8 protein-coding genes are annotated in these 10,603 nt (G+C 58.8%); 6 read left to right on the top strand and 2 right to left on the bottom strand.

Going from position 1 to position 10,603, the window contains the following annotated elements:
- Window positions 1-222: 222 nt before the first annotated feature.
- The gene (gene pntB / locus VEB01_RS10640; protein ID WP_324875264.1) at window positions 223-1,623 is read right to left on the bottom strand and encodes a Re/Si-specific NAD(P)(+) transhydrogenase subunit beta; all 1,401 of its coding nucleotides are present in this window, start codon (window positions 1,621-1,623) and stop codon (window positions 223-225) included.
- 15 nt (window positions 1,624-1,638) lie between these two features.
- Window positions 1,639-3,201 carry a Re/Si-specific NAD(P)(+) transhydrogenase subunit alpha gene (locus VEB01_RS10635; RefSeq protein ID WP_324875263.1) on the bottom strand — a complete coding sequence of 521 codons (1,563 nt, stop codon included), beginning with the start codon at window positions 3,199-3,201 and terminating at the stop codon, window positions 1,639-1,641.
- Window positions 3,202-3,849: 648 nt separating this feature from the next.
- On the opposite strand from VEB01_RS10635, the gene VEB01_RS10630 reads away from it, so the two are divergent.
- From VEB01_RS10630 to gnd, 6 genes are all read left to right on the top strand, one after another.
- Entirely contained in the window at window positions 3,850-4,794 is a 945-nt protein-coding gene (locus VEB01_RS10630; protein WP_324875261.1) for an ABC transporter ATP-binding protein, read from the top strand.
- Window positions 4,791-5,546 carry an ABC transporter permease gene (locus VEB01_RS10625; protein WP_324875259.1) on the top strand — a complete coding sequence of 252 codons (756 nt, stop codon included), beginning with the start codon at window positions 4,791-4,793 and terminating at the stop codon, window positions 5,544-5,546. Before VEB01_RS10630 ends, VEB01_RS10625 begins: the two co-directional genes overlap by 4 nt.
- Window positions 5,543-7,021, top strand: coding sequence for a GldG family protein (locus VEB01_RS10620; RefSeq protein WP_324875257.1), 1,479 nt, complete (start codon window positions 5,543-5,545; stop codon window positions 7,019-7,021). The genes VEB01_RS10625 and VEB01_RS10620 overlap by 4 nt, the downstream gene beginning before the upstream one ends.
- Window positions 7,021-8,001 carry a DUF4340 domain-containing protein gene (locus VEB01_RS10615; RefSeq protein ID WP_324875255.1) on the top strand — a complete coding sequence of 327 codons (981 nt, stop codon included), beginning with the start codon at window positions 7,021-7,023 and terminating at the stop codon, window positions 7,999-8,001. Before VEB01_RS10620 ends, VEB01_RS10615 begins: the two co-directional genes overlap by 1 nt.
- Window positions 8,002-8,037: 36 nt before the next feature.
- Window positions 8,038-8,853 (top strand): bifunctional DNA-formamidopyrimidine glycosylase/DNA-(apurinic or apyrimidinic site) lyase, encoded by an 816-nt coding sequence (gene mutM / locus VEB01_RS10610; protein ID WP_324875253.1) that lies wholly within the window; start codon window positions 8,038-8,040, stop codon window positions 8,851-8,853.
- A 111-nt stretch (window positions 8,854-8,964) separates the two neighbouring features.
- Window positions 8,965-9,978: a phosphogluconate dehydrogenase (NAD(+)-dependent, decarboxylating) gene (gene gnd / locus VEB01_RS10605; protein ID WP_324875251.1), complete on the top strand. Its 1,014-nt coding sequence runs from the start codon at window positions 8,965-8,967 to the stop codon at window positions 9,976-9,978.
- Window positions 9,979-10,603: the final 625 nt, after the last annotated feature.

Genomic DNA, 10,603 nt, shown 5'->3' with positions numbered 1-10,603 from the left:
GTTCAGTGTCTGGGCTGGCGTGAGAAGGGAGGTGGAGGGCTTGATCTACGCGACAAGGTTGATCCTTAAGGGTGCACACAAGCTTCCTCCGCCTCAGGTGATGGGAGCTAACCATCACGGAAAACAAGATACAAGGGCGCATTAGCTTTAGAGTCATGCGCCGCATGGAAAACCCATCCGGCGATACGCTTTGCTATTCGGCCCTACGCAAACCATTATTTCCTAGCCTTGCAAGTGCTTCAGCACCTCATCCAGCATCTTCTTGGCATCTCCGAACAGCATCCGGTTGTTCTCCTTGTAGAACAGCGGGTTGTCGACGCCCGCATAACCCGACGCCATCGAGCGCTTCATGACGATGGAGGTTTTCGCCTTCCAGACTTCCAAGACCGGCATGCCGGCGATGGGGCTGTTGGGATCTTCCTGCGCTCCCGGGTTCACGATGTCGTTGGCGCCGATGACCATGGCGACGTCGGTTTCCGGGAAGTTCTCGTTGATTTCGTCCATTTCCATCACGATGTCGTAGGGCACTCGGGCTTCGGCCAGGAGCACGTTCATATGGCCCGGCATGCGGCCCGCCACCGGATGGATGGCGAAACGCACGTTGACGTTCTTTTCACGCAGGAGCTTGGTGATTTCGAACACCGTGTGCTGGGCTTGAGCCACCGCCATGCCGTAGCCCGGCACGATGATCACGTTGCTGGCGTTGCGCAAAAGTTCCGCCGTCTCTTCCGAGCTGATGGGCTGAACTTCTCCGACCGGCCCCTCGCCAGCGGCCGGCGCCACACCCGTGCCGGTCCCGAAGCCGCCGGCGATGACCGAGAGAAAATGGCGGTTCATGGCACGGCACATGATGTAGGACAGAATTGCGCCGGAAGAGCCCACCAGGGCGCCGGTCACAATCAGGAGGTCGTTGGACAGCATGAAGCCGGTGGCCGAAGCCGCCCACCCCGAGTAGCTGTTGAGCATGGAAACCACCACCGGCATGTCGGCGCCGCCGATGGCCATGACCATGTGCACGCCAAAAGCGAGCGCGACGGCGGTCATGAGGATCAAGGGCAGCATGCCGCCGCCAATGGATTCGGTACTCAGGAACCACTTGCCTAAGGCTATGGCGATGATCAGTAGCCCCAGGTTTAGCCAGTGCCGGGCCGGCAGCAGGAGCGGCTTGCCGTTAATCTTGCCGCTCAGCTTGCCGAACGCGATCACCGAGCCCGAGAAGGTTACGGCGCCGATCAGAATGCCGAGATAGATTTCGACTTCGTGGATGGTCTTCTCGACCCCGGTGAGGGCCGCGGTCGGATCGATGAAGTTGGCATAGCCCACCAGCACCGCGGCTAGACCCACCAGGCTGTGCATCAGAGCCACGAGTTCCGGCATTTCGGTCATCTTGACCTTGATCGCTGCATAGACGCCCACGCTGCCGCCTACAGCCATGGCGACGATGATCGGCACGTAGCTGGTCACCTTCGGCCCGAGCAGTGTCGCCAGGATGGCGATCGACATGCCGAGGATGCCGTAGAAATTGCCGCGTCGGGCGGTTTCAGGGGTGGAGAGCCCCCCAAGGCTCAGGATGAAGAGTATCGTCGAGCCGATATAGGAAACGGTAACTAATCCTTCTGACATTGTTATTTTCTCCGCTTATTTTCTGAACATGCGCAGCATGCGCTGGGTAACCCAGAAACCACCGGCCATGTTGACCGAGGTCAGCACGATGGCCAAGCCCGCCAGGATGGTGATCAAGACACCGGGCGAGGAGATCTGGATCAAAGCGCCGATGGCGATGATGCTGGAAATGGCGTTGGTGACACTCATTAGCGGAGTATGCAGGGCCGCGGTGACATTCCAGATCACCATATAGCCCACGAAGCAGGCCAGCACGAACACGGTAAAGTGCGACATGAACGCCGCCGGAGCCACGGCACCGAGGCCGTAGAACAGGAGACCCACCACACCTAGCATGATGCCCGTCTGCGCCCAGGCGGGAAGTAAGGCTTTCTTTTCCGCCTTCTTGATCTCTACCGGTGGCGCGGGGGTGGCGCCCGCCGGAGCCGCGGAGATTTTCGGCGGTGGCGGCGGCCAGGTGATATTGCCCTCTTTGATCACCGTGGTTCCGCGAATGACCTCGTCCTCCATGTTGACGTCGATCACGCCGTCCTTGGCCGGAGTGAGTTCTTCGAGCAACCGCAGCAGGTTGGTGGCGTAGAGAGTGCTGGATTGGCGGGAGAGCCGGCTGGGGAGATCGGTGTAGCCGATGATGGTTACCCCGTGGCGAACGACGACTTCGCCGGAAACCGTCAGTTCGCAGTTGCCGCCCTGCTCGGCCGCGAGGTCCACGATGACGCTGCCGGGCTTCATGGATTCCACCATGCCGGCGGTGATCAGCTTGGGCGCGGGCTTGCCGGGAATCAGCGCGGTGGTGATGACGATGTCCACCTCCATGCACTGGCGGGCGGTCATTTCCTTCTGGGCCTTTTGATAGCCCTCGCTCATGACCTTGGCGTAACCGCCGACGCCGGTGCCCTCTTCCTGGTAATTGACCTCCACGAACTCCGCGCCCATGGATTTGACCTGATCCTTGACCTCGGGACGGGTGTCGGTGGCCCGGACGATGGCGCCGAGACCGTTCGCCGTGCCGAGGGCGGCCAATCCGGCCACGCCGCAGCCGATGACGAAGACTTTCGCCGGCGGCACCTTGCCCGCGGCCGTCACCTGCCCCGTGAAGAACCGGCCGAAATGTTGGGCCGCTTCGATCACCGCACGGTAGCCGGCGATGTTGGCCATGGAGCTCAAGGCGTCCAGCTTTTGCGCGCGAGAAATGCGAGGCACGCTGTCCATGGCCAGGACGGTGGATTTCTTGGCCGCCAGCCGCTCCATAAGCTCCGAATTTTGAGCCGGCCAGATGAAGCTGATGAGATTGCCGCCTTCGCGCAAGTACTCGACTTCGTCGACGGCCAGTTCCGGATGGACTTGGGGACCCCTGACTTTGAGCACGATATCCGAATCAGCCCACAGGGATTTGGCGTCTTCGGCGATTTCACAGCCGACTTCACGATAGGTGTCGTCGGAAAAATTGGCGCTTTCGCCGGCTCCGGTTTCCACTGTCACCGAGAAACCCAGCTTGATGAGTTTTTCGGCCACCTCCGGCACGGTTGCAACACGCTTTTCTCCTGCGTGTATTTCTTTGGGAACCCCAATTCGCATAAAAATACTCCTCCTCACGTTTTCGGCCGCAAAAACGGCGTTGTTTTTGTTTAGAAGCTGTATTCAAACGTCACGAGCGATGTCAGGACAAGGCGCGAAAGGGCGAAAAACCGGAGTGTACAGAGGAGTACATGAGGATTTTGAGCCCTTGAGCAACGCCGGCATGGCGGCGCGCAGTAGTCTGAAGACAGCTTCTTAGAGAGGGCGAAAACAGGGCGCCAAAAGTCCCATTCCTTACAGGACGGAAATAACTAACTCGCGTGCAACGATGAGAAACTCACAATCTCTATTCCGATAATTGACAAAACTTTCTGGCCCGGCGTAACGACCCCCGCATCTTCTTAAAGTAATTGCCGGGAGAGGTCAACTTTTTTCAGCCCTGACAGCCTGATCCAGATTTGGTTGGAAACAGCTTTCCAGGCAAGCGATTCATTATGAAATTAACGCTTACGCCTACCTGTTCACTAGGATTCAAGCACCGGCGGACCTGTTCGGATCGCGGCTCTTTCCAATGCGATCAGGACGACGACTGGTGCTCTGTGTTACCGTTACTGGGTTGCGCCGGGTTTCGCGGTGCGCGGCACCTGAAGATGTGTAAGGTGGCTCGTATATTGCTTTTCGAAAAAAATTTTGTATCTTACGCGCGCTATGACTCAACTAATCCAAGTCGAACAACTTTATCGCTATTACGGCGATCACTGCGCCGTCAACAACGTTACTTTTGCCCTGGAAAAGGGTGAAATCCTGGGATTTCTCGGCCCCAACGGCGCCGGCAAGTCGTCCACCATGCAGATGATCTGCGGCAATCTCGCGCCGACCTCGGGACAGATCCGCATCAACGGGATCGACATACTCGACAACCCCAAGGAGGCTAAACGGGAGCTGGGTTATCTACCCGAGATACCGCCGGTTTATCGGGAGCTGACCGTCGACGAATACCTCGCCTACTGTGGGAAGCTGCATCAGATTCCCCGCGAAAAACTCCAAACCGCAGTCGATAACGCCAAGGAGCGTTGCGGTCTGGTTGACGTGAGCGAGCGGCTGATCGGGAATCTTTCGAAGGGATATCAGCAACGGGTCGGTATCGCCCAGGCCATCCTGCACACTCCGTCGGTCATCATCCTGGACGAACCGACCGTGGGACTGGACCCCATCCAGATCCGGGAAATCCGCGAGCTGATCCGTGAGCTCGGCAAGGAGCACGGCATCATTCTCTCGACGCACATCCTCCCCGAGGTCCAGGAATCCTGCACCCGCGTGCAAATCATCCACAAGGGCAAGCTGGTGCTCCACGATAGCATCGAAGGACTGGAACAGCAGATGCGTGCCTCCAGCGTGGTGCTGGAGACCCGCCAGGCGGCGGATCTCATGAGGCTCTACGCTATCGACGGTGTTCAAAAGATCGACGATCTCGGCGAACGGCGTTATCGGTTATTCCACGACAAGGACAAGAACCCGGCCGAACGGATTTCCGAAACAGCGGTATCGCAGGGTTGGGGGCTTCTCGAACTCACCCCCGAACGGCGCACCATGGAAGAAATCTTCATCGACATCACCCAACACACTCCCGTTATGGAGGAGCAAGCCGCATGATGGCCTTCGTCATCGCGGGGCGAGAGCTCCGCACGCTGTTTCTTTCGCCCTTGGCCTGGTCGATTCTGGGCGTTATCCAGATCATTCTGGGCTATATGTTTCTCGCGCAGCTCGACTATTACGTGATGCTGCAAGCCCGTATCGCCGGCATGGAGGATGCGCCCGGGGTTACCGACCTCGTCGCCGTCCCGCTGTTCGGCAACGCCGGCGTGATTCTCCTCCTCGTGACGCCGCTCTTAACGATGCGGCTGATCAGCGAGGAACGCCGCAACCGTACGCTGAGCCTGCTGTTCACGGCTCCGGTATCGATGACCGAGATCATTCTCGGGAAATATCTCGGCGTGTTCGGGTTTCTGCTCATCATGGTCGCGATGATCGTCCTGATGCCGCTGTCGCTGTTGGCGGGCGGCGGGCTGGATTTCGGCAAGCTGGCGGCATGCGTTGTCGCTCTCGTGATGCTGCTGGCCGGGTTCGCCGCGGTGGGGCTGTATATCTCGGCGCTGGCCAGTCAGCCCACAGTCGCGGCCGTCAGCACCTTCGGGGCATTGCTGCTGCTGTGGATCATCGACTGGACCGGCAACTCCGCGGGCGAAGCGGGCGGCGTGCTTGAATACCTGTCGCTCCTGCGCCATTACGAGAGCTTGCTGAAAGGTCTGGTGTCGACGACCGACCTGGTTTATTTCCTGCTCTTTACGCTCACGTTTCTTGTTCTGAGCGTTCATCGTCTGGATAACGACCGCCTGCAAAAATGAAGATCAACCGCAAGACGCATCTCGAACTACGCCTGCAAAACCTTCTCTTTACCCTGCTGTTCCTCGCCGTCGTCGGTCTCGTGGCCTGGCTGAGCACGCGGTACACGACACAATTCGATTGGACCGCGGGAGGGCGCCACACGCTTTCCGAGGCGAGCCGCAAGGTGTTGGACCTCATGGACGGCCCGGTGACGGTTACGGCGTATGCGCGTGAAAACGCCCAGCTGCGCAATCAAATACGCGACCAGATCGGGCGTTACAGCCGCCATAAGAAGGACCTGACGCTCAATTTCATCAATCCCGATACGCAGCCCGACAAAATCCGGGAAATGGGGATCACCATGGACGGCGAGATGATGGTGGACTACCAAGGCCGCACCGAAAAAGTCCAAAATGCCGAAGAAAATACTCTGACCAACGCCTTGCAGCGTTTGGCCGTAGCCGAGGAACGGCATGTCGTCTTTCTCGAAGGCCATGGGGAACGTTCGCCCCAAGGTCAGGCCAACCACGACCTGGGACAGTTCGGCGACGAGTTGGAGCGTAAGGGCGTCAGCGTGTCGATGGTCAATCTGGCGGTAACGCCGGATATACCGGACAACACCAATGTGTTGGTATTGGCGGGACCGCGCGCCAATTTTCTTCCCGGCGAAATCACGCTTATCCAAAACTACGTGAACAAGGGCGGAAACCTGTTGTGGCTGGGTGATCCCGGCGAACTGCACGGGCTGGCCCCCTTGGCGCAGCAACTTGGAATCAAGTTCCTGCCAGGTACCGTGGTGGATGCGTCCACCCAGCTTTTCGGTATCGACGATCCCACGTTCGCCCTGGTCGCGGAATATCCGCCGCATCCGATCACCTCCAATTTCCAGACGATGACCTTGTTCCCGGCGACGGCGGCGCTGGACAAGGAAGCCGAGGGGAGTTTCGAACGGGAACCCCTGCTGAGCACTCTGGCCCGCTCCTGGACCGAGAACGAAGCGATCGAAGGCAAAATCCGATTCGATGCGGACAAAGGCGAGCGCCAAGGCCCGCTCCAAATCGGTTACACGCTGACACGCCAAGTCAAGCCGGCGGCGGATAAACCGGCAGCGCGGGAAAGCAAGTCCGAAACGAACCCGAACGGCCAATCAAAAACCGAACGAGCGATGAAATCCGACGTCGAACAGAAAGCCGAGCCGGCCAAGGACGCGGACAAGAAGTCTTCCGAACAGCGTGTTGTCGTCATCGGCGACGGCGATTTCCTGTCCAATGCCTTTCTCGGCAACGGGGGCAATCTGGAGCTCGGACTCAACATTATCCATTGGCTGAGCCAAAACGAGGCTTTCATCAATATTCCGGCCAAAACGTCCCCGGACCGCAAGCTCGAGCTGTCGCCCGTCGCTTCCGGCGCGATCGCCATCGGATTTTTGATTGCCCTGCCCGTTGGACTGATCGGCACGGGTGCTGCCATCTGGTTTAAACGCCGGAGACGCTGATGAAATCGAAATTGATCCTGAACATAGTGCTTTTGATAGTCATAGCTGCCCTTGCCGCTGTCGCATTTTTCGAGCCCGGCAAGAAAAAACCCGAGACAACGCCTCTGGCATCCGTCGATGAAAATGCGCTTACCGCGATCACCTTGCAAAACAAGGACACCATCACGTTCGAGAAACAAAACGGCCATTGGCGCTTGACCGCGCCGTTCAGCGCTCCGGCCAACGACATTCGGGTCCGGCAGTTGATCGACATCACCAAGGCCAACAGCGAGGCGCAGTATCCGGTAAAACCCGAGGATCTTGCCAAGTTCGAGCTCGACAAGCCGAAGGCTACGTTGATTTTAGATACCACGGCGATGAGTTTCGGCGGTTCCGATCCCATCAACATGCGACGTTACGTGCAGATCGGAGATACCTTGCACCTCGTCAGCGACGATTTCTCCCACCATCTCACCGCGTCGGCTACCGATTACGTGGATAAGAAGCTCTTGCCCGAGGACGCAAAAATCAAAGAAATTTTTCTGCCCGGTCTGAAGGCCACATTGGGTCAGGATGGCAAATGGACGCTGGAGCCGCCGGCCGAACCCAATCAAAGCATTTCGGACCTCCTCAATGCCTGGAATACGGCGCGGGCTATCGACGTAAAGCGGGTCGAGCAACCCGCTCAAGGCGATGTGATTAGAATCACGCTTGCCGAAGGCAGCCCGGTTGAGTTCGTCATCGTGCAGCGGGAACCGGATCTTCTGCTTATCCGGCCGGACTTGAGCCTTCAGTACGAAGTAACCGGGAATTCCGCAAAACAGCTGCTCAGTCTGCAAAAGCCGGAACTCAAGCCCGAGGAACCCGAACCACCGCAAGCCGATGACGACGATACGGACGCAGAGTCGCCGTCGGACGTCGAAGAACCGGGTGTCGAAGAACCTGTAGCACCGGAAGAGCCGGAAGAACCGGAACAAACAGGTGACGAGGCGGCCGACTAATGCCTTCTTACACGCGACGGTAACCGGTAACAATCGATGCCCGAACTGCCGGAGGTCGAAACCACACGGCGCGGCATTCTGCCTCATCTTCTCGGGCAAACGGTCCAGGCGATGATTGTCCGCCAGCCCCGGTTGCGCTGGCCGATCCCGGCCGATCTGCCCGGGAAACTCGATCGCCAAACCATCCGTTCGGTCGAGCGTCGGGGTAAATACATCCTGATCGGTGCAACTCGCGGAACTCTGATCGTCCATTTGGGCATGTCCGGAAGCCTCCGCATTCTCGACCCGAAAAGCCCGCCCAGAAAGCACGACCATCTCGACCTCGTCCTGGTCAACGGAACCTGCCTCCGCTTCCACGATCCGCGCCGTTTCGGCTGCGTCATCTGGACGGAAGACGATCCATTACTCCATCCGCTCTTGGCCGAACTCGGACCGGAGCCCTTGAGCGCGCACTTTGATGCGCCCTATCTTCATGGCAAGGCCAAAGGCCGAAGCATGGCGGTCAAAGCCTTCCTCATGGACAGCCGCATCGTAGTGGGCGTCGGTAATATCTATGCCAACGAAGCCTTGTTCCGAGCCGGCATCGATCCGCGCCGGAGAGCCGGCCGCATAGCCCTCCTCCGCTACGAAAAACTGGTGGTGTCGGTACACTCCGTGCTTTTCGAAGCCATTGAGCAAGGCGGGACAACGCTCCGCGATTTCGTCAACGAAAACGGAAGTCCGGGGTATTTTCAGCAAACTCTTCAAGTTTACGGCCGGACCGGCGTTCCATGCCGCCAATGCGGCGAGCTCGTCCGAACGCAACGGCTCGGGCAACGCTCAACTTATTGGTGTCCGAAGTGTCAACATTGAAGTGCGGTTTTGCGATATGAGTTGAAAACCATGCGTTAATCCTTCCGGGTGTGGGAGGATCGCGTAGCGTATACGATTGCCGATATCTTTCAAATGGAAAGGAGGCAGCCCATGCAAATCGGGATGATCGGACTGGGACGAATGGGCGCCAATATGGTTCGCCGGCTGAAGCAAGGAGGCCATTCCTGCGTGGTTTGGGACAACTCGCGGAGCCCCGTGGAAATGTTGGCCGCCGAGGGTGCCATCGCCGCTGAAAGCCTGCGGGATCTGGCGGACAAACTATCCGAACCGCGCGTCGTGTGGTTCATGATTCCGGCGGGCTTCGTAGACGAGCTCATTGACAAACTTTCTCCCTTTCTCCAACGCGGAGACATCCTCGTCGACGGTGGCAATTCTTATTACCGCGACAGCATGAATCGAGCGCGGCGGTTGAAAGAACGTGGCATCGGTTTTTTAGATGTGGGTGTCAGCGGCGGCGTATGGGGCCTAGAGCGGGGTTACTGCCTGATGGTCGGAGGCGACAAGGAACCCGTTCGAAAGCTGGACCCCATTTTTCGGACTTTAGCACCGCCTCACGAATCGGCTCCGCGTACTCCACAACGGGAAAACACCGGAATGACCAGCGCTGAACAGGGATATTTGCATTGCGGTCCCAGCGGAGCCGGCCACTTCGTCAAAATGGTTCACAACGGCATCGAATACGGCCTCATGGCTGCTTATGCCGAAGGCTTCAACATCTTGAAAAACGCCGGCATCGGTCTTGAAAGCCAAGCCCACGATGCCGAAACCACGCCGTTGCGCGATCCCAAGTATTACCGCTTCGATTTCGACCTGCCCGAGATAGCCGAGTTGTGGCGAAGGGGTAGCGTGATTCGGTCCTGGATGCTCGATTTGGCCGCGTCGGCTTTGCTACTGTCGCCGGAGCTCGACAAGTTCTCCGGGCGTGTGTCCGATTCCGGCGAAGGGCGGTGGACGGCACTCGCCGCCATCGAGAAAGGTGTGCCCGCCCCCATGTTGAGCGCCGCGCTGTTTCAGCGGTTCGCTTCCCGCGGACACAGCGAGTTTGCCGACAAATTCCTGTCCGCCTTGCGCTGGCAATTCGGAGGACATGAGGAAAAATCGTGATAAGAACGGGGGTGCCACTTGGCCTATTAATAGTCCGAGTGACTTAGAGCGGTTTCTGATTTGGCGTAGCGCCCGCGATAGGGGGCGCTACGCGTCTTAGTCCCGTTAGAACGCCCCCGAGCATCACCGCTTGGGACCGGAATCGCCCATTGTGGCGCGGCAGGGCGAGGCGGATAAGACGCGTGTCCGGTGAACACGCGTCCCGCCGAGCGGGTTCGCCACGGACGGCGAACCCCGGCTTCTTGGCGATGCAGGATAGCATCGCCAAGAAGCCGCGCGGCGACCGAGGCACACGGAGGTGCCTTTGGTCGACCCCCGTCCCAAGCGGTGACGCGCAGGATCAGGGCGCTCTCCGGGTGGCCTTTCTTTTGGTTCCTTTTCTTTGGCCAAACAAAGGAACCCGCGTGCGGGGCGGCTCCCCGCTCCAAAAGAATCGCCGCGTTTAGCGGCACCTTTTCGTGAAAGCTCCTAGGTTCTGTTGACATTTCAACCCAAATTGTCCATTAGCCGGTGGCGAGCCCTGGAATCACGGGCGGAGCGGCGGCGTGGGCCCAAAGCCCTGAGAACCAGGCGCGTTTGCGGCGGGGGACCGAGAGCAGCAGGCGCTGTTGCTTCGCATCCGGAT

The sequence above is a fragment of the Methylocaldum sp. genome (assembly GCF_035627495.1).
Classification (GTDB): Bacteria; Pseudomonadota; Gammaproteobacteria; order Methylococcales; family Methylococcaceae; genus Methylocaldum.
The sequence above is the reverse complement of the archived record's forward strand: the minus strand, read 5'-3'. Positions and strand labels throughout refer to the sequence as shown.

What these genes read in the sequence shown, in the direction of transcription:
- pntB (WP_324875264.1), bottom strand. Translation starts at nt 1,623, where the DNA reads ATGTCAGAAGGATTAGTTACCGTTTCCTATATCGGCTCGACGATACTC.
- VEB01_RS10635 (WP_324875263.1), bottom strand. Translation starts at nt 3,201, where the DNA reads ATGCGAATTGGGGTTCCCAAAGAAATACACGCAGGAGAAAAGCGTGTT.
- VEB01_RS10630 (WP_324875261.1), top strand. Translation starts at nt 3,850, where the DNA reads ATGACTCAACTAATCCAAGTCGAACAACTTTATCGCTATTACGGCGAT.
- VEB01_RS10625 (WP_324875259.1), top strand. Translation starts at nt 4,791, where the DNA reads ATGATGGCCTTCGTCATCGCGGGGCGAGAGCTCCGCACGCTGTTTCTT.
- VEB01_RS10620 (WP_324875257.1), top strand. Translation starts at nt 5,543, where the DNA reads ATGAAGATCAACCGCAAGACGCATCTCGAACTACGCCTGCAAAACCTT.
- VEB01_RS10615 (WP_324875255.1), top strand. Translation starts at nt 7,021, where the DNA reads ATGAAATCGAAATTGATCCTGAACATAGTGCTTTTGATAGTCATAGCT.
- mutM (WP_324875253.1), top strand. Translation starts at nt 8,038, where the DNA reads ATGCCCGAACTGCCGGAGGTCGAAACCACACGGCGCGGCATTCTGCCT.
- gnd (WP_324875251.1), top strand. Translation starts at nt 8,965, where the DNA reads ATGCAAATCGGGATGATCGGACTGGGACGAATGGGCGCCAATATGGTT.